The sequence below is a fragment of the Streptomyces sp. SCSIO 30461 genome (assembly GCF_037023745.1).
In the GTDB taxonomy this organism is placed as follows: domain Bacteria; phylum Actinomycetota; class Actinomycetes; order Streptomycetales; family Streptomycetaceae; genus Streptomyces.
In genome coordinates this window covers 3,166,238-3,186,656 of sequence record NZ_CP146101.1, presented here as the reverse complement: position 1 = coordinate 3,186,656, position 20,419 = coordinate 3,166,238, and the positions used below count along the sequence as shown (strand labels likewise).

At 70.8% G+C, this 20,419-nt stretch carries 20 protein-coding genes and 2 pseudogenes; 13 read left to right on the top strand and 9 right to left on the bottom strand.

The genetic code is table 11. From position 1 onward, the window contains the following. Positions 1-64: 64 nt before the first annotated feature. Both V1460_RS14090 and V1460_RS14085 read right to left on the bottom strand, forming a co-directional pair. Positions 65-1,219: a CaiB/BaiF CoA-transferase family protein gene (locus V1460_RS14090; protein ID WP_338674065.1), complete on the bottom strand. Its 1,155-nt coding sequence runs from the start codon at positions 1,217-1,219 to the stop codon at positions 65-67. A 130-nt stretch (positions 1,220-1,349) separates the two neighbouring features. After that, positions 1,350-1,736: pseudogene (locus V1460_RS14085) on the bottom strand (MmcQ/YjbR family DNA-binding protein). Positions 1,737-1,879: 143 nt separating this feature from the next. On the opposite strand from V1460_RS14085, the gene V1460_RS14080 reads away from it, so the two are divergent. Both V1460_RS14080 and V1460_RS14075 read left to right on the top strand, forming a co-directional pair. Further along, a complete protein-coding gene (locus V1460_RS14080; protein ID WP_338674064.1) occupies positions 1,880-3,070 on the top strand; it encodes a saccharopine dehydrogenase NADP-binding domain-containing protein in 1,191 nt (396 codons plus the stop codon). Positions 3,071-3,142: 72 nt separating this feature from the next. Further along, positions 3,143-3,613 carry a GNAT family N-acetyltransferase gene (locus tag V1460_RS14075; protein WP_338674063.1) on the top strand — a complete coding sequence of 157 codons (471 nt, stop codon included), beginning with the start codon at positions 3,143-3,145 and terminating at the stop codon, positions 3,611-3,613. Here the strand turns inward: V1460_RS14075 and V1460_RS14070 are convergent. Then, positions 3,583-4,326, bottom strand: coding sequence for an endonuclease V (locus V1460_RS14070; protein ID WP_338674062.1), 744 nt, complete (start codon positions 4,324-4,326; stop codon positions 3,583-3,585). The two genes, V1460_RS14075 and V1460_RS14070, sit on opposite strands and share 31 nt — an antisense overlap. A 116-nt stretch (positions 4,327-4,442) precedes the next feature. Here V1460_RS14070 and V1460_RS14065 point away from each other — a divergent pair, with 116 nt between their 5' ends. Further along, on the top strand, positions 4,443-4,748 hold the full coding sequence (locus V1460_RS14065) for a YciI family protein (RefSeq protein WP_338674061.1): 306 nt from the start codon (positions 4,443-4,445) through the stop codon (positions 4,746-4,748). A 268-nt stretch (positions 4,749-5,016) separates the two neighbouring features. Further along, entirely contained in the window at positions 5,017-6,600 is a 1,584-nt protein-coding gene (locus V1460_RS14060; RefSeq protein WP_338672703.1) for an IS1182 family transposase, read from the top strand. A gap of 382 nt (positions 6,601-6,982) precedes the next feature. Here the strand turns inward: V1460_RS14060 and V1460_RS14055 are convergent, their stop codons facing one another. Continuing rightward, complete coding sequence (locus tag V1460_RS14055; protein WP_338674060.1) at positions 6,983-8,092, bottom strand: oxidoreductase; 1,110 nt, start codon at positions 8,090-8,092, stop codon at positions 6,983-6,985. 181 nt (positions 8,093-8,273) lie between these two features. Between V1460_RS14055 and V1460_RS14050 the strand changes: the two genes are divergently transcribed. The 4 genes from V1460_RS14050 to V1460_RS14035 all read left to right on the top strand — a co-directional run bounded on the left by V1460_RS14050 (position 8,274) and on the right by V1460_RS14035 (position 12,695). Beyond that, the gene (locus V1460_RS14050) at positions 8,274-8,693 is read left to right on the top strand and encodes an SsgA family sporulation/cell division regulator (protein WP_338674059.1); all 420 of its coding nucleotides are present in this window, start codon (positions 8,274-8,276) and stop codon (positions 8,691-8,693) included. A gap of 268 nt (positions 8,694-8,961) precedes the next feature. Further along, positions 8,962-10,602 (top strand): ATP-binding cassette domain-containing protein, encoded by a 1,641-nt coding sequence (locus tag V1460_RS14045; protein ID WP_338674058.1) that lies wholly within the window; start codon positions 8,962-8,964, stop codon positions 10,600-10,602. Between the two features lie 154 nt (positions 10,603-10,756). Beyond that, entirely contained in the window at positions 10,757-11,533 is a 777-nt protein-coding gene (gene ddaH / locus V1460_RS14040) for a dimethylargininase (RefSeq protein ID WP_338674057.1), read from the top strand. Between the two features lie 187 nt (positions 11,534-11,720). Next, positions 11,721-12,695, top strand: a complete 975-nt coding sequence (locus V1460_RS14035) for an acyl-ACP desaturase (protein WP_338674056.1) — start codon at positions 11,721-11,723, stop codon at positions 12,693-12,695. A gap of 34 nt (positions 12,696-12,729) precedes the next feature. Here the strand turns inward: V1460_RS14035 and V1460_RS14030 are convergent, their stop codons facing one another. Next, positions 12,730-14,112 carry an SDR family NAD(P)-dependent oxidoreductase gene (locus V1460_RS14030; protein ID WP_338674055.1) on the bottom strand — a complete coding sequence of 461 codons (1,383 nt, stop codon included), beginning with the start codon at positions 14,110-14,112 and terminating at the stop codon, positions 12,730-12,732. Positions 14,113-14,235: 123 nt separating this feature from the next. Further along, the gene (locus V1460_RS14025) at positions 14,236-14,523 is read right to left on the bottom strand and encodes a WhiB family transcriptional regulator (protein WP_338674054.1); all 288 of its coding nucleotides are present in this window, start codon (positions 14,521-14,523) and stop codon (positions 14,236-14,238) included. A gap of 265 nt (positions 14,524-14,788) precedes the next feature. On the opposite strand from V1460_RS14025, the gene V1460_RS14020 reads away from it, so the two are divergent. Further along, a complete protein-coding gene (locus V1460_RS14020) occupies positions 14,789-15,283 on the top strand; it encodes a hypothetical protein (protein WP_338674053.1) in 495 nt (164 codons plus the stop codon). 127 nt (positions 15,284-15,410) lie between these two features. Here V1460_RS14020 and ligD read toward each other — a convergent pair whose 3' ends face one another. Next, on the bottom strand, positions 15,411-16,421 hold the full coding sequence (gene ligD / locus V1460_RS14015) for a non-homologous end-joining DNA ligase (protein ID WP_338674052.1): 1,011 nt from the start codon (positions 16,419-16,421) through the stop codon (positions 15,411-15,413). A gap of 61 nt (positions 16,422-16,482) precedes the next feature. Between ligD and V1460_RS14010 the strand changes: the two genes are divergently transcribed. Together V1460_RS14010 and V1460_RS14005 are read left to right on the top strand one after the other, a co-directional pair. After that, positions 16,483-17,550 (top strand): ATP-dependent DNA ligase, encoded by a 1,068-nt coding sequence (locus tag V1460_RS14010; RefSeq protein WP_338674051.1) that lies wholly within the window; start codon positions 16,483-16,485, stop codon positions 17,548-17,550. A gap of 193 nt (positions 17,551-17,743) precedes the next feature. After that, positions 17,744-18,001, top strand: coding sequence for a hypothetical protein (locus V1460_RS14005; RefSeq protein WP_338674050.1), 258 nt, complete (start codon positions 17,744-17,746; stop codon positions 17,999-18,001). 21 nt (positions 18,002-18,022) lie between these two features. On the opposite strand, the pseudogene V1460_RS14000 reads toward V1460_RS14005, so the two are convergent. After that, positions 18,023-18,161: pseudogene (locus V1460_RS14000) on the bottom strand (helix-turn-helix domain-containing protein); the annotation flags it as partial. Here V1460_RS14000 and V1460_RS13995 point away from each other — a divergent pair. Beyond that, a complete protein-coding gene (locus tag V1460_RS13995) occupies positions 18,117-18,479 on the top strand; it encodes a hypothetical protein (protein WP_338678046.1) in 363 nt (120 codons plus the stop codon). The pseudogene V1460_RS14000 and the gene V1460_RS13995 sit on opposite strands and share 45 nt — an antisense overlap. A gap of 40 nt (positions 18,480-18,519) precedes the next feature. On the opposite strand, the gene V1460_RS13990 is transcribed toward V1460_RS13995, so the two are convergent. Continuing rightward, positions 18,520-18,963, bottom strand: a complete 444-nt coding sequence (locus V1460_RS13990) for a YchJ family metal-binding protein (protein WP_338674049.1) — start codon at positions 18,961-18,963, stop codon at positions 18,520-18,522. A gap of 94 nt (positions 18,964-19,057) precedes the next feature. Here V1460_RS13990 and V1460_RS13985 point away from each other — a divergent pair, with 94 nt between their 5' ends. After that, positions 19,058-20,416 carry a 6-phospho-beta-glucosidase gene (locus tag V1460_RS13985; RefSeq protein ID WP_338674048.1) on the top strand — a complete coding sequence of 453 codons (1,359 nt, stop codon included), beginning with the start codon at positions 19,058-19,060 and terminating at the stop codon, positions 20,414-20,416. The last annotated feature ends 3 nt before the right edge of the window (positions 20,417-20,419 follow it).

Below are 20,419 nucleotides of genomic sequence, written 5' to 3'. Positions count from 1 at the left end.
CCCAGTTCCACCATGTCGTCCGTCGGTTGTGTGAGTGTCATCGGTCGGGCCGTCGGCTCGGGCGTCAACCGGCCTCGTCCTCACTCTTGTGCAGGACGCTCGGTACGCCCCAGTCGCGTGCGACCTCGTCGGCGTCCGCGCCGGGCTGGGCCGGGCCGCGGCGCACCTCGCCGGGCGTGGCGGAGAACCGGGGTGCCGGGGCCGGCTGGGTGATGCCCCCGTGTTCGGTGAAGGTGCCGCGGGCCGCGAGATGCGGGTGCCCCGGTGCCTCGCGCAGCGAGAGCACGGGCGCCACACAGGCGTCCGAACCCTCGAAGACCGCGGTCCACTCCTCGCGGGTCCTGGTGCGGAAGCGGGCGGCGACGGCCGCGCGCAGCTCGCCCCAGCTGTCGAAGTCCTTACGGGCCGGCGTCCGTCCTGTGAGCCCGAGCAGCTCGATGAACTGGTCGTAGAACTGCTGCTCAAGGGCTCCGACGGCCATGTACTGCCCGTCGGCGGTCCGGTAGTTCCCGTAGAAGGGGCAGCCACCGTCGAGGAGGTTGCTGCCGCGCCGGTCCTGCCAGCCTCCCGCCGCGATCATCCCGTGGATCATGGTGGAGAGATGGGCGGCACCGTCGACGATGGCGGCGTCCACCACTTGTCCCGAGCCGCCGGGTGTACCGGCGTGCTGGAGCGCGGCCAGTACGCCGATGACGAGGTAGAGCGAACCACCGGCGTAGTCGCCCAGCAGGTTGGCGGGCACGGCGGGCGGTTCGTCCGGTCTACCGATCATGCCGAGTGCGCCGGTGATGGCGATATACGAGATGTCATGGCCGGCGCGCTGGGCGAGCGGCCCGTCCTGTCCCCAGCCGGTCATCCGGCCGTACACCAGTCTGGGGTTGCGCGCGTGGCACTCGTCGGGGCCGACGCCGAGACGCTCGGCGACGCCCGGGCGGTAGCCCTCGATCAGCACATCGGCGCGCTCGGCCAGATCGAGCACCCGCTCGGCGCCGTCGCCCGACTTGAGGTCGATCAGCACGGACCTCTTGTTGCGGTTCGTGAGGTCGTACGCCGGGTCGATGGAGATTCCGGCGCCACCAGGGCGGTCGACGCGTACGACGTCGGCGCCGAGATCGGCGAGGAGCATCGCCGCGAACGGGCCTGGCCCGATACCGGCCAGTTCGACCACGCGCACTCCCGCGAGCGGACCGCCCCGCGGGCCGTTCCCTGTGGCTGCCATCAAGCCCCCAGCGCTATGACACAACTGATGTAACATCGGTGATGTTAAGAACGTGTTCCACTTCGCACAAGCCCTACGAGCGAGCAAGCGCTTGGTTCTTCCGCTGCGCCGAGGTCTCGGCCCCGGAGGTTCAGCCCACCGCGTCGAGCCGTGCGATCAGCTTCTCCGGGGCGCCAGCCCGGTAGCTCTCGTTCACCCAGTCGCACTGCGCATCGGCCGGCGGAGCGCTCTTCCCCGCCGGCGGGATCTGCACCCGGCCCGCCTTCCCGAGGCCGTAACCGGACGGCTGCGCGCCGGGGGCACGACAGAGCGTGCGCGTGCATCGCCTCATCCTTCACCTTCACTCCGACGCCAACGGATGGGTTCCGTCGGTCACACCCATGAAGACGAACACCTTCTTGTCGCCCTTCGCCACGGTCTCGGCCCAGGGAAACTCCTCGGCGGCTTCGGGCAGGCCCAGGGCAAAGGACCGCGCCTTCTCCCATTTCGCCAAGGCCGCCTTCGGCGGTGCCGCCATCTGGTCCTCCCGATCGCACGGATGTGCACGACTCACGCTAGCCTCGCCCATCGGCATCGGCGCGGGGCCACGGTCCCGTGTCCGGTCGGTCAGCCCGCCGGATCAACCGGACGGGGCCCGGAGCAGGAGCTGAAGGGGTCAGCGTGAACAGGCAGAACGGGCCGGACCGGCCGTATGACATCGTGCTCTTCGGAGCCACCGGCTTCGTCGGCACGCTGACCGCTGAGTATCTCGCCGCACATGCGCCGCAGGGCTGCCGCTGGGCCGTCGCCGGGCGCAGCCGCGCCAGACTGGAGCGACTGCGGGAGCGGCTCGCGGCCGACCACCCCGGCTGCGCGGACCTGCCGCTGATCGTCGCCGACGCGTCCGATCCGACGGCGCTGCGCGAACTCGCCGAGTCCACACGGGTGGTGGCCACGACGGTGGGTCCCTACGTCTGGTACGGCGAGCCGCTGGTGGCCGCCTGCGCAGAAGCGGGCACGGACTACGCGGATCTCACGGGCGAGCCCGAATTCGTGGACACGATGTTCGTGCGGCACGACGCCAGGGCCCGCGAGACAGGAGCCCGGATCGTCCATGCGTGTGGTTTCGACTCGGTGCCACACGATCTGGGGGTGTACTTCACGGTTCAGCAGCTGCCCGAGGACGTGCCCTTGCGAGTGGACGGCTTCGTACGTGCGGGAGGGCTGATCTCCGGCGGCACCCTCGCCTCGGCCGTCACCGCTGCGGGTCGCCAGCGCCACGCCCTGCGCGCCGCGCGGGAGCGGCGACTGCACGAGCCCCGGCTGGTGGGCCGCAAGGCCCGGGCCCCGTTCGCCATGCCTCGATTCAGCAAGGAGACCGGCACCTGGGCGTTGCCGCTGCCCACCCTGGACCCGCAGATCGTGACCCGCTCGGCACGGCGGCTCCCCCGGTACGGTCCCGACTTCCAGTACCGGCACTACGCCTCCGTCAAGACGCTGCCCGTGGCGCTCGGGGCCCCTGCCGCACTCGGTGCCGTCGCCGCCCTGGCTCAGCTGCCGGCCGCCCGCACCTGGCTGATGCACCGCTACGAGCCGGGGCGCGGGCCGAGCGCGGAGCGGCGTGATCAGAGCTGGTTCCAGCTCCGCTTCGTCGGCGAAGGCGGCGGGCGGCGTGTCCTCACCGAGGTCTCGGGCGGCGATCCGGGCTACGGGGAGACGGCGAAGATCCTCGCCGAGTCCGTGCTCAGCCTCGCGTTCGACGAACTGCCGCAGACCGCGGGCCAGGTCACCACCGCCGTCGCGTTGGGAGACGCACTGCTGGAACGGCTGCGCGCGGCGGGAATCGTGTTCCGGGTCGCCGATCCGCGCTGACCGCCGTCGTAGACGGGAGGCGGACGACGCGCTGGGCGGGAAGCCACTGATCCCGCCGTCTACTGTGGGGAGATGACGACAGGACTCCGACTGGAGAAGATCACCGCGGCCAATATCGACACCGCTCTTGGTGTCCGGGTGCGCCAGGACCAGGAGCACCGGGTCGCGCCGGTGGTGAAGTCGCTCGCCGAGGCCTATGCGCACCCGGAGACCGCCTGGCCCCGGCTGATCCTCGACGGCGACCGTGCGGTCGGGTTCCTGATGGCCTTCTTCGACATCGACTGGGCCGGTGACGGAGCGGGCTCCGACATCCGCTCGGGTCTCTGGCGGCTGAACATCGCGGCCGGTGAACAGGGCCGCGGATACGGGCGCTTCGCGGTCGAGTCCGTCGCTGCCGAGATCCGCCGACGCGGTGGCGCCCGCCTCACCACGACCTGGCATCCCGGCGATGACGGCCCCGAGGCGTTCTATCTGAGGCTCGGATTCCGGCCGACCGGCGAAGAGAGCGGCGGTCAGACCGTCGGCGAACTCGGTTTGGCCTGAGTCCCGCGGTCACCCGGCCGGGATGCGGACGTTCCGTCCGTCGCCTCGCGCAGGGCGCGGCGGCACAGGGCGTCGGCCCGCCTCGTCGACTCGGGGAGTCGGAAGTCCCTTGCCAGGGCCAGCGTATGGGCGCAGGCGTTGTCGAGGGAGACACGGTGCCCGACGGACACATAGACCGGTTTGACCCCGTCCTGGGTACGCAGCGCCCGCCCGAGCTCCTCACCATCGTCCGCAAGCAGCGGCGAGCTGTCACCGCGCAGTGGTCCCGGTGCGGCGGCGGCGAACGTGAACGGGTTCTTGGCGACGCCGATCACGGGCAGGCCCGTCAGCACGCCCAGATGGCTGGCCAGTCCGAAGCGGCGCGGGTGGGCGCGGCCGTAGCCGTCGCACACGACGAGTCCGGGGGCGCTCTCCAGCGACTCCAGGACGGCCAGCACGGTCGGCACCTCGCGGAAGGCCAGCAACCCCGGCACGTAGGGGAAGTCGACCCGCCCGGTCGCGGTGCCCTCCTCGACGACCTCAAGGCTCCGTGCGTCGAGCACCACGGCGGCGGCGACGACGATATCGCGCTCGTCGTCATAGGCCACGTCCACTCCGGTGACCAGCCCGCTGCCGGGCGGCGGGCCGAGCTCATCGAGCACGACACGGGCACGCAACTCGTCCTGGACGGCGCGGGCCTCGATCTCGTCGGACGGTGTCCTCAGGCTGGTCATGATCCCCAAGCCTAGTTGCCTCGGAACCGGCACCGTCCGCCCGAAGGGCCCGGCTCGCACCCGACACCGGCTCCCCCGCCGCACAGGATGAAGACCGAGTCAGTAGTCTGCCGATCATGTTCGTACTGGAACTGACCTATACCGCGCCCATCGAGCAGGTGGACGAGTTGCTCGGCGCTCATGTGGAGTGGCTTGAGGCCCTGTACCGGGACGGTGTCGTCATCGCCTCCGGTCGCAAGAACCCCCGTGACGGCGGAGTGCTGCTGGCCGTCGGGGATGACCGCGCCCGGGTCGAGGAGCTGCTCAAGACCGACCCCTTCATCAGCGGCGGGGTGGGCGGCTACCGCGTCACGGAGTTCTATGCGACGAAGACCGTTCCGGAGCTCGCACCGTACCGGCAGCAGCTCCCGGGAACAGCCTGAGCATCGGCAGCCGTCCGGACTGACGCGGGTGGCCGCCGGGCCGCGGGTTCCGCGAGGCGGCGGTGCCGGACTCCGACGCCGTTCGACGACACCGCGAACCGGGCGACCGAAGCCACCAGGCGCGCCACTGCGCTCGGCCGCCTTTCGCACCGGAATCCGGCGCGAAAGGCCCTAGGTGACTGGTGTTAATCGTGTGAGCTCGCGCTGGGTCTTCGTCCTGTGTCAGGCTGCGGGGTGTTGGTCGCTGGGTGTGGGGAGAGGTTGAGCGATGGCAGTGGGCCGGACTCCGATGCAGCCGGGGTTGCTCTCCTCCACAGTGGGTTTCTGCGAGGGTCGGCTGGCGCCGAACTCGATCTACGCGGTGCTGCACCGCGAGTGCCGGGCGTTGTTCCCCGATGAGATGTTCGCCGATCTGTTCGCCGAGGACGGCCGCAGGTCGGTGCCGCCGATGATCGTGGCGGTCGTGATGGTCCTGCAGCGTCTGGAGGGTTTGTCCGATCGCGAGGCGGTCGAGCGGTTCGCGTTCGATGTGCGCTGGAAGTACGCCGCCGGCGGGCTGGACTTCGACCATCCGGGGTTCGTGCACACCGTGCTGGTCGACATGCGGGCGAGGCTTGCCGCTTCCGCCCGGCCGAACCGGATCTTCGAGCGGACGGTAGAGGTTGCTGCACAGGCCGGACTGGTCGGCCGCAGGAGGGTGCTGGACTCGGCACCGATCTATGACGCGGTGGCCACGCAGGACACCATCACGCTGATCCGTTCGGCCATCCGCGGCCTGCTGCGGGCGGCCGATCACGTGCTGCGGGCCGAGCTGCGGGCGGTGATCTCCAGCGGGGACGCCTACACCAGCACGGACAAGCCGGTCATCGACTGGACGGACGCGGCCGAGCGGGAAGCCCTCATCGATTCGCGGGCCCGTGACGGGTTCGCGCTGCTGACCGTGCTGGACGGCCGGGCCGTGCCCGGGGATGTGGGCCAGGCCGCGCGGTTGCTGGCCACCGTGCTGGGCCAGGACCTGGAGCAGGACGGGGGCGTCTTCAAGATCGCCCGCAAGGTGGCCGCGGACCGGGTCATCTCCACGGTTGATCCCGAGGCCCGGCACGGCCACAAGACCGTCCGCCGGTCCTTCGACGGTTACAAGGGTCATGTGGCCGAGGAACCCGACAGCGAGGTCATCACCGCGACCGAGGTCACGGCGGGCAACGCCGGCGATGCCGAGCCCGCCGCCGACCTGCTCGCCGACGTTCTCCAACCACCTGCCGCCGAGCAGGCAGACCAGGCGCGGGCCGAAGTCTACGGCGACGCCGCTTACGGGACCGGGCCGCTGCTGGCCGAGCTGGACGACGCGGGCGCCCGGGTGATGGTCAAGGTGCAGGCGGCCAACGCGCCCGGTGGGCGGTTCTCCAAGGACGCCTTCACCATCGATCTGGAGGCAGGGCAGGTCACCTGCCCGAACCAGGTGACCGCCGCGATCCGCCCGAAGTCTGATGGCGGTGGGGCGGCCTGCTTCAAGACCGCCTGCGCCGCCTGCCCCCTTGCGGCGCAGTGCACTACCGCCAGGAACGGACGCGTCATCACCATCGGCCCTCACGAAGAACACCTGGCCCGGGGCCGGGCTCGCAGTGCGGACCCCGTCTGGCTGGCCGCCTACCGGGCCACCCGCCCCAAGGTCGAACGCAAGATCGCCCACCTGATGCGGCGGCGACACGGCGGACGCCGCGCCCGGGTGCGGGGCCGGGCCAAGATCGCCGCCGACTTCTCCTTGCTGGCCGCCGCCGTCAACGTCGCGCGGCTCGGCGTGCTCGGAATCATGTCCACAGGCAGTGACAAGTGGGCGGTCGCCGCCGGCTGACCGTCCCGAGGGCGCCCTGGACCATGCAAACGACCCGCACGCGGCCGTGCCAAGCCCTCAACAGCCCCCACGACGGCCACGAACCGCCCACACGCCGCCCGACCACCAGCCAGCAACCACGACCCTGACACCCCCAACGGCGACACCGCACGCCCAGGACGACCCGCTTAACACCAGTCACCTAGGGCGTGTTGCGAAAGTCCCTCCTGACCCGCGACGCCTGGCACGCACGCTCGCCGCGTTGTCGGAGTCATCCAAGTACGTCCAGTACGAGGATGATCCTCCGCCTTGCGATCGCACGCACCAGACGCCACAGGCCCCGCCCTGCGGGCGGACGGAGCTACTTTCGCAACACGCCCTAGAAGAATCATGAAGATCTTACTCAGGGGCCGTCGGCGGCCTTCGGACTCCCGGGTTCCAGCCTGGCGACCCTGCCCTGCTCACCCGACGCCCAGCAGCCGAAGTCCGGCGTGCAGTCGACCGTGTCGAAGGAGCCGGTGTCTACGGTGCGCCAGGTGCGGCCGCCGTCGGTCGTCAGGTCCGTGCCCGTGGGGCCGACCGCGAGGGCCGCGGAGCGGCTGTGCGGGAGCCAGGCGACGCCCGAACGGTAGGCGGCGGGGGGTGTGGAAGCCTGCCGCCAGCTACGGCCGCCGTCCACGGTCGTCGCGCCCGCCTGCGGCGATGCCTGGCCGGTGCGGTAGTCCCCACCGACCGCGAGCCCGTGCACGCGGTCGCGGAACGCCAGGGCGAAGACCCCGCGTGCCGGGTCCCCGGCCGGGATCGTGGACTCGGCGACGGTCCAGTGCAGTCCGCGGTCGGCGGAATGGAGCACGCGCGCGGTGACCCCGCCTCCGGTGGCGAGCCAGACGTCCCTCGGTCCCGAGCTCACCAGACACTGGCCGCCGGCTGCGAATCCCGCCTCGCCCGGCTGGGCGGTCGGCATCCCTGCGCTCGGCAGCACCTTCCATGACTTCCCGCCGTCGCCGGTCGACAGGATCCGGTACTTGCCGTCGACAGGGTCGCTCATGGCGAGACCGTTGCGGTGGTCGAAGAAGGTGAGGCAGTCGTAGAACGCCTTGGGGTCGGTGTTGCGGAACGATTCGGTCCAGGTGGCGCCCCCGTCGCTGGTGCGCAGGACCCGGGATGCCTCTCCCTCACCGATGGCCAGCACCACCGCCCGTCTGCCGTCGAAGGCCTCGACGTCCCGGAACTCCAGCCCGCCCGCGCCGGGCGGAGAGACGTTCCGCCAGCTACGGCCGCCGTCAGTGGTGCGCAATACCGTGCCCTTGGACCCCGCCGCCCACGCGATGTTCCGGCTGACCGCGGCGAGTCCCCTGAACCGTGCGTCCGTACCGGTCTGCCCCAGCTCCCAGTGCGCCGGGGCGGGACCTGCCGCCGCCTGCGCCGGTGAAGGTACGGCGAGGACGGCCACCAGCGCCGCACCGCAGAGTCCCGTGGAAATCGTGCGTCGCGTCTTCCCCTGTGAGGTCATGGCGCGCGAACGTAGTCCACCGGAGGCGGCGGGTCCAGACCGCCTCGGCGACCGGGGTTCCGGGGCGGTGACGCAGCTCACGCGCCCGACCTCCACGGCCGATGCACGGATTTCGGCCGGTCGTCGTCTTCCTGAGCGCGAAGAGGCGTCGCCGCGCCGCAATGACGAGAGGAAGCAGGACTTGTCCAGCATCATCGAGCAGGCCGTGCAGGCCCGCCTGGTCGCGTCGGCCCCGAAGATGGAGTCCGTGCCCGCCACTCTTCGCTACGACCGGGCGGATCCGTTCGCCGTCAGCATGGAGTTCCCCGCCCCGGCGACCCTGGAGGGCACCGACGTTTCCTGGGCCTTCTCGCGTGAGCTGCTCGCCGCGGGCATGGAGGAGTCGGCCGGTGTGGGCGATGTGCGCGTGCGGCCGTACGGCTACGACCGGACCGTGGTGGAGTTCCACGCACCCGAGGGCACCGCGATCGTGCACATCCGCACCTCCGAGCTGCGCGTCTTCCTGGAGCGGATCGACGGGATGGTCCCGCAGGGCCATGAGCACCTGTTCCTCGACCTCGACGGGGACCTCGCGGAACTGCTGGGTGGCAGCGCCACTTGACTCGCCGGCCCGGCCGGCAATTCGCTTGCCCGACCGCCCTGCTGGGCCTAACTTCTCCCCTGTCCCTGTTGTCGCTGATCGGAGAAGGACATTGCTCGTCTGAGGTCCTGAGACACCGTGCGACGCGGCCTTTCCGGCCGGCGTGCCGTGTGTGACCTCGGCGTTACGAGCGTATCGTCCCGAATCCTCCGGACCAGGGTTTCGCGTTGCCCCGACCGGTGTCTCACCCGTTGCCCACCCGCATTTCCACCGCAACAGGGAGACCCGTATGTCTACTTCCTTCACGTCCGTCACCTGCACCGCGCTGTCCTTCGCCTGGCCGGACGGCACCCCCGTGTTCGATGACTTCCATCTCACCACCGGCCCCGGCAGGAGCGGGCTGGTCGGGCTCAACGGCTCGGGCAAGTCGACGCTGCTGCGGCTGATCGCGGGTGAGCTCACTCCCACCGGCGGCTCGGTGCGGGTGGCCGGCGAGATCGGCCATCTGCCGCAGAACCTGGTGCTCGACGCGGCGCTGCCCGTGGACGAAGCGCTCGGGATCGCCGCCACCCGGGCCGCACTGCACTCCATCGAGTCCGGCGATGCCCGCGAGGAGCACTTCACCACCGTCGGCGACGACTGGGACGTGGAGGAGCGGGCACGCGCCACGCTCGGCCGGCTCGGGCTCGGCCATGTCGGTCTCGACAGCACCGTCGGCGAGCTGTCCGGTGGCGAGGGCGTCATGCTGCGACTGGCGGCCCTGTTGCTGGCCCGTCCGGCCGTGCTGCTGCTGGACGAGCCCACGAACAACCTGGACCTGCACGCGCGCGCCCGGCTCTACGAGGCGGTGGATACCTGGTCCGGGGTGATGATCGTGGTCAGCCATGATCGCGAACTCCTCGAACGGGTCGACCAGATCGCCGACCTGTGCGAGGGCGAGGTCACCTGGTACGGCGGCGGCTACTCGGACTACGAGCGGGCCCTGGCCGTGGCACAGCAGGCCGCCGAGCGCATGGTAAGGGTCGCGGAGGCCGATGTGCAGCGCCAGAAGCGGGAGCTGGCGGACGCCCACGTCAAGCTCGCCCGCCGCAAGCGCTACGGCCAGAAGATGGACGACAACAAACGCGAACCCAAGGTCGTGATGGGCGAGCGGAAGCGGCAGGCCCAGGTGTCGGCGGGCAAGCACCGCATCATGCACGCCGAGAGGCTCGACGAGGCGAAGGCGCGGCTCGCCGACGCGGTGGACGCGGTGCGCGACGACGACGAGATCCGTATCGAGCTGCCGTACACCAAGGTGCCCCCGGGCCGTGAGGTGCTGCGGCTGAGCGATGTGCGACTCGCGTACGGTGCCCGCGTCTCGGGTGGGTTCGAGCTGCGCGGCCCGGAGCGCATCGCCCTCGTGGGCGGCAACGGCGCGGGAAAGACGACCCTGCTGCGCACCATCGCGGGGGAACTCGCCCCGGTCTCGGGCGAGGTGGAGACGCACGTCCCGTGGCGCTTCCTCCCGCAACGGCTTGATGTGCTCGACGACGGTCTGAGCGTGGCCGGGAACGTGGCCCGCTTCGCCCCCGCGGCGACGGACAACGCGATCCGGGCGCGGCTCGCGCGCTTCCTGTTCAAGGGCGCGCGGGCGGACTGCGCCGTGGGGACGCTGTCCGGCGGTGAGCGCTTCCGGGCCACCCTGGCCGCACTGCTGCTCGCGGATCCCGCACCGCAGCTGCTGATGCTGGACGAACCGACGAACAACCTGGACATGGCAAGTGTCAGGAGCCTGGCAGTAGCCCTGGAGGCGTACGCGGGGGCGCTGATCGTGGCCAGCCATGATGTGCGGTTCCTGGACTCCGTCGGGATCACTCGCTGGCTGCTGCTCGATGGCGAGCTGCGGTCCACGACTCGGGAGGAGGTGCGGACGGCCCTGGAGGCGCGATAGGCGCCGTGGCGGCGGAACAGCAGGCAGCGCGACGGGCACCCGTGCGTAGCGCCGGGTGGCCCGCACACACGGGGAACGGCTCTCTACCCGGGTGGGCGGCCGCGGGTGATGATGGGCGCGCATCACCCGTACCCGAGCCTCCCGGGAGATTCCGTTGCCAAGCCGCAAAGCCCTGATCCGACGCCCTGATCCGCGCCTGGCCGAAGGGCTGGTCACTCACATCGAGCGCCGTCCCGTCGACGCGGCGGCGGCGCTCGCCCAGTGGGAGGCCTATGCGGAGGCACTGCGCCGGCACGGCTGGGAGACCGTCGAGACCGAAGCCACGGACGACTGCCCCGACTCGGTCTTCGTCGAGGACACCGTGGTGATGTTCCGGAACGTGGCACTGATCGCCCGCTCCGGGGCCGAGACCCGCAGGGCCGAGACGGCAGCGGTCGAGGAGACGCTGACGCGTCTCGGCTGCTCGGTGAACCGGGTGCGGGAGCCCGGCACCCTCGACGGTGGCGATGTGCTCAAGATCGGCGACACGGTCTACGTGGGCCGCGGCGGGCGCACCAACGCCGCCGGAGTCCAGCAGCTGCGCGCCGCGTTCGAACCGCTCGGCGCGCACGTGGTCGCCGTGCCCATCTCGAAGGTGCTCCATCTGAAGTCGGCCGTCACGGCGCTGCCGGACGGCACCGTGATCGGCTACGAGCCGCTGGTGGACCAGCCCGCGCTGTTCCCTCGGTTCTTGCCGGTGCCCGAGGAGCCCGGGTCCCATGTGGTGCTGCTCGGCGGTGGCCGGCTGCTGATGGCAGCGAGCGCTCCGAAGACGGCGGAACTGTTCACGGACCTCGGCTACGAACCGGTCCTCGTGGACATCAGCGAGTTCGAGAAGCTCGAAGGCTGCGTGACCTGCCTCTCCGTTCGCCTCCGTGACCTGCACTCCTGACCTGCTGTAACGGCATATAACGGACGCGGGCTTGGCCGTCGGCCGACCGTGTGCTTAACCTACGGTTTCGTAACCTACGAGGCCGTAGGTAGCCACCCACGCCCCCACGCGATGGATCGCCTGCGGCCGCCCGCCCTGCTCACTCCCCGAGCGGTTTCGAGCACTCTCCGCGTCCCCAGGAGCACCCGTGACGATCACTTCTCCCCACCTCGGCAGTTCGGAAGCCTGGACGGACGCCCGGCTGCTGTACGCCCTGGAAGAAGTGGTGGAGAAGGAGCTCAACCGGCACCTGAAGGCCACCAAGGACTGGATGCCGCACGAGTACGTCCCGTGGGGCGACGGGCGGAACTTCCCCGGCTTCTTCGAGGACGGCGAGCCCTGGGACCCGAGCCAGTCCAAGGTCACCGACATCGGCAGGGTCGCCCTGGTGGTGAACCTGCTCACCGAGGACAACCTGCCGAGCTACCACCACGAGATCGCCTCGCTCTTCGGCCGGGACGGCGCCTGGGGCACCTGGGTGCACCGCTGGACCGCCGAGGAGGGCCGGCACGGCATCGTCATGCGCGACTATCTGCTCGCGTCGCGCGCGGTCGACCCGGACAAGCTGGAGCAGTTCCGGATGGCCCACATGTCCGAGGGCTTCGAGTCCGACAACCGGCACTCGATGCTGCACTCCGTCGCGTATGTCTCCTTCCAGGAGCTGGCGACACGGATCTCGCACCGCAATACCGGCCATCAGTCGGGCGACCCGGTGTGCGACCGGATGCTGGCAAGGATCGCCACCGACGAGAACCTGCACATGGTCTTCTACCGGAACCTGCTGAGCGCCGCCTTCGAGATCGCCCCCGATCTGACGATGCAGGCCGTGCGTGACGTCGTGGTCGGCTTCCGGATGCCCGGACACGGAATGCCGGGCTTCGAGCGGGCCGCGGCGCAGATGGCGATCGGCGAGATCTACAACCTGCGCATCCACCACGACGACGTGCTGCAGCCGGTGCTGCGCTTCCTCAAGGTGATGGAGATCGACGGTCTCGGTCCCGAGGGCCGGAAGGCGCAGGAGGAGCTGGGCTTCTACATGGGCGGTCTCGACGCGGAAGCCCGCAAGTTCGACGAGAAGCTCGCGGCGCGCAAGGCGCGGCTGGCGGCCCGTGCGGCGGGCTGAGCCGCCGCACGAACCAGCACCGGGCCGCCTGGGCTCACCAGGCGGCCTCGCGGTAGTCCTTGAGGAACACCCCCGACACCGGGTCCCCCGCCTCGCCCCGCACGATCGGGTCGTACACCCGCGCTGCACCGTCGACGATGTCCAGCGGCGTACGCGTACCGACCGCGGCGATACGCGCCTTTCGCGGCGCCGGGTTCTCGTCCGTGATCCAGCCCGTGTCCACGCTGCACATATGGACGCCCCGGGCGGCGAGTTCGGCGGCGCTGGTGCGGGTGAGCATGTTGAGTGCGGCCTTGGCCATGTTGGTGTGCGGATGCCCACCGGTCTTGTTGCGCACGGCGAAACGGCCCTCGACCGCCGAGACGTTGACGATGTACCGGCGCGGATGCGGTGAAGCCAGCAGCAGCGGCAGCAACCGGTCGCAGAGCAGCGTCGGCGCGATGGCGTTGACCAGCTGTGCCTCCAGTATCTCGGCCGGGTCGAGTTCGCCGATACGGGCGGACCACGAATTGACCGGGGACGGGTCGGGCAGCAGCCCGGCCTCGTCCGTACCCGCCGTTTCCGCCGTCCCCACCGTCTCCAGCGCGCCATCGGCACCTCGACCGGCGAGCACCGGTCCGAGGGAGCCGGACGGCGTGCCTGTCACCGCCGCCACGGCGTATCCGGGCGCGGCAAGCGCACCTGCCGGCGGTGAACTCCCCTCACCCGCGGCGAGCAGGGCGTAGGACTCGGGCGGTCTGCGTATCGTCTGAGCCGCGTTGTTGACCAGGATGTCCAGCGGCCTGCCGTCGGCGTGGAGCAGCTCGCACAGTCCGAGCACCTGGCGCGGATCACGCAGGTCGACGGCGGCGACGGTGAGCCGGCCGAGCCACCGCTCGCTGCCTCCGACGGCCTGGAAGCGGCGCAGAGCGTCCTGCGGGAAGCGGCTGGTGACGATCACTTCGGCACCGTCGCGGAGCATCATGAGCGCCAGCTGGAATCCGATCTTCACCCGCCCGCCGGTGAGCAGCACCCGGCGGCCGCTCAGGTCCGTGCGCATGGTGCGCCGGGCCGCATTGTCCCCGGCGCAGGAGGGGCACAGGCGGTGGTAGAAGGCATCGGCCCGGCGGTAGGACTTCTTGCACACGTAGCAGTGCCGTGGCTTCAGGAACTCGCCCGGGCTGCCCACACGGATCGCCAGCGCGGTGTCCTCACGCCGGTCGAGCGCACCGGTCGCGGTGGCGGCGCTGAGCACGGCGTCGGCGTCGGCGCGTGCCTGCCGGACGGCCTTGCGCCGCTTGTTGCGACTCTCCCTGGCGAAGCTCGCGGCGAGCGCCTCACCGCGCATGCGCTGAGGGTCGTCCAGGGGCAGTGTTCGCAGTCGTCCGACGACGCCGGCGAATACCGCCAGCTCCTCGTCCGTGATCCGGTCCGTCATGCACGTCGATCGTAATGAAGCGCTCAGGCCTTCGGCATCCCGATTTCCCGCCCCCGGTGCCCGGTTGTGGATTCCGGCACACTTCGGCTGCTTCCTGGTACGACCCGATCCGAACGACAGCCCTCAGCCGCGCTGCCGGCTCTCCGCCCGGCGCAGCCTTCCCCGCTCCTTCTCCGACAGACCGCCCCACACACCGAACCGCTCGTCGTTCGCCAGCGCGTACTCCAGGCACGCGACCCGCCCTTCGCAGGCCCCGCAGAGCTGCTTGGCCTCGCTGGTGGAGGAACCGGGGGCGGGGAAGAACAGCTCGGGGCCCACCTGGGCGCACAAGGCCGTCTCCTGCCAGGCGAGTTCGTCCTCGGCATGGGTGATGGTGGCGGTCATCGTCGTAGTCGCGGTGTTGATCGGCATGCCCAACACATTGCCGGACCGCGATAAACAAGACATCAATGAACCCTCAACGAGCTGTCGGCCATCACACACCCCGACCACCAACGGAAACCTAGCGCCCGGGTGTTCGGCCTCGCGAGGCTTTCGCAGCCACGGCGCGCCGCGGGCTTCCGACGCCTGGGCCGGACGGCACATGTTGTGGCGGGCACCCTGTCCGGTCACCCGTCACAGTGGTGCTGCCGGGTGCCGCCACCGCGCCCGGGCCCGTCTACGGCAGGCTGGAGCCATGCGCCTGCGGATCATTCCCGTCACCTTCGCCGCCCTCCTCTCCGCCACCGGCTGTGTCTCCGTGTCCGGTGCTCCGCACTCCCCCGTGCCGAGCAGCGCCGCCGACCCGGTGCCCGCCGACGCACAAGCGCCAGCGGCACCCGTGCCGGTACGCCCATCGGCGCACGAGGAGCTCGCGAGCACCGCACCGGAGGAGCAGCCGCCATCGGGCCGGGACGGCGGCGCGGACGCCAAGGCCAGGGGCGCGACGACCGGGGGCGCGACGACCGGGGGCGACAGTGCCCGGCGCCCCGACCGGCTGCCGGCACGCAAGGCGGCGCAGCCCACCCCGCCCCGGCGCAGCCCGGCCAAGGCACGCCCTCCTCGGGGCGGTACCTCGGACGGCGCCGGAGGTCCGCAGCCCGGGTACGGAATGCCCAATCTGTGCGAGGAATCCGACGGGGTCACGGACCCGGCTCTGACGGCCCTGTGCCGCCAGACCTACGGCCGCTGACGGGCTGGAGCGGACACGGCGTCGGCGAACGTGGGCCAGGGTCGCCGGGGAATGCAGACCGGCCGCGCCGACCCGGCACCGGCACCGGCACCGGACGGTTCGGCGGAGTCCGGGGCGGACGGAGCGCTCAGCTCTCGCGTCTGGCCCGGCTCGGCTGCACCCGCTTCGGCTCACCCGGCATCTTGGGGTATTCCGGCGGATAGGGGAGGTCGCCGAGTCCATGGTCGGCCTCGTCACGGCGGGCCAGTTCCAGCAAGGTGTCCAGGGTGAAGCGGTGGTCGTCCATGTCGGCGTGTACGTCGCCGAGTTCGGCGTACCGCGCGAGCATGGTCCTGATGTCGAAGTCCTCGGGTACGGCTGTGTCGGTCTCCTCCCAGCGCAGCGGTGCGGAGACTGCGGCGTTCGGTCGGGGGCGCACGGAGTAGGCGGAGGCGATGGTGCGGTCGCGGGCGGTCTGGTTGTAGTCCACGAAGACCCGCTCGCCGCGCTCCTCCTTCCACCACTTGATCGTCACCCGGTCCGGCATCCGGCGCTCCAGCTCGCGCCCGCAGGCGATCGCGGCCCGCCGCACCTGGGTGAAGGTCCAACGCGGTTCGATCGGGACGAAGACGTGCAGCCCCCGACCGCCCGAGGTCTTGGGCCAGCCGCGCAGCCCGGCCTCGTCCAGGACCGCGCGCAGCTCGTGAGCGGCGCGGACGGCGTCGGCGTAGTCGGTGCCCGGCTGGGGATCGAGGTCGATGCGCAGTTCGTCGGGGTGGTCGGTGTCGTCGCGGCGTACCGGCCAGGGGTGGAAGGTGACGGCTCCGAGGTTGGCTGCCCAGATCACCGCAGCCGGCTCGGTCGGACACAGTTCGTCGGCTGAGCGCCCGCTGGGGAAGGTGATGTGGGCGGTGGGAATCCAGTCCGGGAGGTACTTGGGAGCGCGCTTCTGGAAGAAGGACTCGCCCGTCACTCCGTCGGGGTAGCGCTCCAGCGTGGTGGGGCGGTCGCGAAGGGCCCGGGTGATGCCCTCGCCGACGGCGAGGTAGTACTCGACCATGTCGAGCTTGGTGTAGCCGCGCTCCGGGAAGTAGACCTTGTCCGGACTGGACACACGGACGGTCCGGTCCCCTACTTCCAGTTCCACCGCTGCGCCCATGTCGGCCAGCCTAGGTCGCGCCGACTTCCATCGCATACCAGACATACCGGATAATCACCCTATGGATCTGCCGGTGATGCCGCCCGTGAAGCCCATGCTCGCCAAGTCCGTGGCCGGGATTCCGGCCGGGATGCAGTACGAGGCCAAGTGGGACGGCTTCCGTGCGATCGTCCATCGTGACGACGAGGAGATCGTGATCGGCAGTCGTACAGGCAAGCCGCTCACGCGCTACTTTCCCGAGTTGGTGCTCGCGCTGCGCGCCAATCTGCCCAGGCGCTGCGTCATGGACGGCGAGATCGTGATCGCGTACGAGGGCAGGCTGGACTTCGACCGGCTGACCGAGCGCATCCACCCGGCCGACTCCCGCGTGCGGATGCTGGCCGAGACGACCCCGGCCAGCTTCGTCGCCTTCGATCTGCTCGCACTCGGCGACCGCGCCCTGCTCGACACTCCACTGACAGAGCGCCGCTCCCTGCTCACCGAGGCGCTGTCCGGTGCCCGCGAGCCGGTGCATCTGGCTCCCGCCACCACGGACCCAAAGGTCGCGGCGGAGTGGTTCGAGCGCTACGAGGGAGCGGGACTCGACGGCGTGATCGCCAAACCGCTCGATCTCCCCTACCGTCCGGACGCGCGTCTGATGTACAAGATCAAACACGAACGCACCGCGGATGTCGTCCTCGCGGGCTACCGCCCTCACAAGAGCGGTCCGGTCGTCGGCTCGCTGCTGCTCGGTCTGCACGACGCCGACGGCGCGCTCCGGCACGTGGGGGTGTGCGCCGCGTTCTCGATGAAGCGCCGTGCGGAACTGGTCGCGGAGCTGGAGCCGTTGCGGATGGACGACGCGTCCGGGCATCCCTGGGCGCGCTGGTCGGACGAGTCGGCGCACGAGTCGGCCAGACTCCCCGGCACGCCTAGCCGCTGGTCGGGGAAGAAGGACCTGTCGTGGGTGGCGCTTCGGCCGGAGCGGGTGCTGGAGGTCGCGTACGACCACATGGAGGGCGACCGTTTCCGTCACACCGCCCAGTACCGGCGGTGGCGGCCGGATCGCACTCCGGACAGCTGTACGTACGCCCAGTTGGAGGAGCCCGTACGCTACGACCTGTCCGAGGTTCTGTCCGGTACGGATTGACCGGCCGCTCTTCCCCGCCGCGGGTGAGGCGGGCGCCGCGGGCGCTCTTTAGCAGCAATCAAGGGGCGGCGGCAAACAGTTGCAGCAATAAGACATCCCGGCCGGCAAACCGTGAACCCCGTCCGGTACGTATAGAGGGCGACAACACCGCGCCCGGCGAACCCGGCGCACCTCTCAGCAAAGGACCCCCCACGTGACCGCGTCGAACCTCGTCCCCGTCCCCATCCCCGACGGGGTCGCAGCCCTGATCGGGTCCTGCATGCCGCTCGGTGTACTCCAGGCGGAGATCGAGGCCGAATGCGCGGCCCGCGAAGCACGCCGGTTCCGCGCCCCGTTCTGCGCCGAGGACCAGGCAGACCGTGAGCACGCCCTCGCTTCGCTGGCCAGGGCCAACAAGGTACTCGCCGCCTACAACCCGGGGCTGGTGCTCAGGCCGGGCCGGGGCTTCTGACCCTCCCCCGGGTGTCGGCGCGCTGCCGCGGAAGGCACGGCGGTACGCCTGCGGGCTGGTGCCCACCTGGCGCTTGAAGCGGTCCCGGAAGGCGGTCGGTGGAACCGAAGCCGACCTGTGCAGCGATCCTGTCGACCGAGTGCGCAGTGGTCTCCAGGAGCTCGGTCGGGCCGTACTGCGCAACCTGCACCGCGTCTGCCGGGTGTACGCGATGGCGGGAGTCGTCGTTCCCGTCTTCGGCATCGCCACCGCGAGCAGCCTCGGAGTGCCCGGGGAGTCGTGGCTCATCGTGTCGATGCTGCTGACCGCCGGCGCCACGGCCGTGCTGGTGCTGCCGCGACAGCACACGATCCCGGCCCGGCCCGCACAGATCGCCGACACCAAGCGGCTGGCCATGTACACCGGGGTGTTCAACCTTCCGTGGGCCACGGTCACCGTCCTGATGATCGTGCGGCCCGGGTCGACGACCAGCGTCTGACCGGTGGAGACCGGCCACCGGGACCAGGCCCACCGGGTGCTCAGACCGCGGAGTCCTCGAAGGTGCCGTTCACGTACACCCAGCCGCCGCCACAGCGCTCGAACCGGCTGCGCTCGCGCAGTGCTCCCGGCGCGTCGCCGTGCGTGTAGTGGGCGGCGAAGGTGACCGTTCCCGTGTCGTGGAAGACACTGCCGTCGGCCGTCTCGAGGATCTCCAGACCGCTCCAGCGCATCTCCCGGTCGAATTCCACGGAAGCCGGGCGGGTGCCGGGATGCCAGGTCCGCAGCAGATAGGCGCCGTCGCGTACGACGAAGGCGCTGTAGCGCGAGCGCATCAGCAGTTCGGCCGTCGGAGCCGTGGCCTGACCGCTGTGGAAGCGCCCGCAGCAGACACCGTACGAGGCCGCGAGGCCGCAGGGGCACGGCGAGTCGGCCGTGCGGGAGGTACGTGCGGGGCGAGCGGGTCGGCTGGTGCGTCGGGCCATACACCCATTGTGCCGTGTGTGCCAGTCACGGAAGTGACAGCGCCGCGAAACGGGGAACGGTAAAGGGAGGCCTACGGCAGAGGGCGGTCGCGGTATGAGGCTGACGATTCTGGGCGGTGGCGGCTTCCGGGTGCCGCTGGTGTACGCGGCGCTGCTCGGCGACAACGGAGGCGAAGGCGGCGGCGGCGACCGGAGCCGGGGCAGCCGGATCACCCGGGTCACCCTTCACGATCCGGACGCTGCCCGGCTCGCCGCCATCGCGGGTGTGCTGGCCGAGCAGGCGTCCGGGGTCAGGGGCGCCCCGGACGTCACCGTCAGCAGCGACCCTGACGCCGCCCTGCGCGGCGCCGACTTCGTCTTCTCCGCGATCAGGGTGGGCGGCCTGGAGGGCAGGGCCGTCGACGAGCGGGTGGCGCTCGCCGAGGGGGTGCTGGGCCAGGAGACCGCCGGGGCGGGCGGCATCGCTTACGGCTTGCGGACCCTGCCCGTGGCGATGGACTACGCGCGGCGGATCGCGGCGCTCGCGCCGGACGCCTGGGTCATCAACTTCACCAACCCGGCGGGACTGGTCACGGAGGCCATGTCCCGCGTGCTGGGCGACCGGGTCATCGGGATCTGCGACTCCCCCGTGGGGCTCGGCCGGCGGGTCGCCCGGGCGGTCGGCGCCGATCCGGGGAAGGCATGGTTCGACTACGTCGGCCTCAACCACCTCGGCTGGCTGCGCGGGTTGCGGGTGGCCGGTGAGGACCGGCTCCCCGATCTGCTGGCCGACACCGAGGCACTGGGCTCCTTCGAGGAAGGCCGGCTGTTCGGTGCCGACTGGCTGCGTGCGCTGGGAGCGGTCCCCAACGAGTATCTGCACTACTACTACTTCAACCGGGAGACGGTGCGGGCATACCGCTCGGCCGCGCGTACCCGCGGCGCCTTCCTGCTCGACCAGCAGGCCGCCTTCTACGCGGCTCCCTCCCTCAAGAGTTGGGAGGCGACCCGGTCCGAGCGGGAGGCCACATACATGGCGGGCAGCCGCGAAGTGGCGGGGGCGGGCGAGCGGGCCGCGGCTGATCTCGGCTCCGGCGGCTACGAGCAGGTGGCCCTGGCCCTGATGCGCGCCATCGCCCATGACGAACGCGCCACGCTCATCCTCAACGTCCGCAACAGGGGCACCCTTTCGGAGCTGGACGCGGACGCCGTGATCGAGGTGCCCTGCCTGGTCGACGCGAACGGCGCACACCCTTGCGCGGTCGTCCCGCTACCCGCACACGCGGTCGGACTCGTCACCACGGTCAAGGCCGCCGAGCGCGAGGTGCTCACAGCGGCGGACAGCGGCTCACGCGCCGCCGCGGTGAAGGCCTTCGCCCTGCATCCGCTGGTCGACTCGGTCGCCGTCGCCCGCCGTCTGGTCGACGGCTACGCCCGGCGGCATCCGGGTCTCGCCTATCTCAACCGGAAGTAGGTG

What these genes read in the sequence shown, in the direction of transcription:
- V1460_RS14055 (WP_338674060.1), bottom strand. Translation starts at nt 8,092, where the DNA reads ATGACCTCACAGGGGAAGACGCGACGCACGATTTCCACGGGACTCTGC.
- V1460_RS14025 (WP_338674054.1), bottom strand. Translation starts at nt 14,523, where the DNA reads ATGCCGATCAACACCGCGACTACGACGATGACCGCCACCATCACCCAT.
- V1460_RS13985 (WP_338674048.1), top strand. Translation starts at nt 19,058, where the DNA reads ATGAGGCTGACGATTCTGGGCGGTGGCGGCTTCCGGGTGCCGCTGGTG.
- V1460_RS13990 (WP_338674049.1), bottom strand. Translation starts at nt 18,963, where the DNA reads ATGGCCCGACGCACCAGCCGACCCGCTCGCCCCGCACGTACCTCCCGC.
- V1460_RS14045 (WP_338674058.1), top strand. Translation starts at nt 8,962, where the DNA reads ATGTCTACTTCCTTCACGTCCGTCACCTGCACCGCGCTGTCCTTCGCC.
- V1460_RS14020 (WP_338674053.1), top strand. Translation starts at nt 14,789, where the DNA reads ATGCGCCTGCGGATCATTCCCGTCACCTTCGCCGCCCTCCTCTCCGCC.
- V1460_RS14070 (WP_338674062.1), bottom strand. Translation starts at nt 4,326, where the DNA reads ATGACCAGCCTGAGGACACCGTCCGACGAGATCGAGGCCCGCGCCGTC.
- V1460_RS14075 (WP_338674063.1), top strand. Translation starts at nt 3,143, where the DNA reads ATGACGACAGGACTCCGACTGGAGAAGATCACCGCGGCCAATATCGAC.
- V1460_RS14090 (WP_338674065.1), bottom strand. Translation starts at nt 1,219, where the DNA reads ATGGCAGCCACAGGGAACGGCCCGCGGGGCGGTCCGCTCGCGGGAGTG.
- ligD (WP_338674052.1), bottom strand. Translation starts at nt 16,421, where the DNA reads ATGGGCGCAGCGGTGGAACTGGAAGTAGGGGACCGGACCGTCCGTGTG.
- V1460_RS14030 (WP_338674055.1), bottom strand. Translation starts at nt 14,112, where the DNA reads ATGACGGACCGGATCACGGACGAGGAGCTGGCGGTATTCGCCGGCGTC.
- V1460_RS14065 (WP_338674061.1), top strand. Translation starts at nt 4,443, where the DNA reads ATGTTCGTACTGGAACTGACCTATACCGCGCCCATCGAGCAGGTGGAC.
- V1460_RS14060 (WP_338672703.1), top strand. Translation starts at nt 5,017, where the DNA reads ATGGCAGTGGGCCGGACTCCGATGCAGCCGGGGTTGCTCTCCTCCACA.
- V1460_RS14010 (WP_338674051.1), top strand. Translation starts at nt 16,483, where the DNA reads ATGGATCTGCCGGTGATGCCGCCCGTGAAGCCCATGCTCGCCAAGTCC.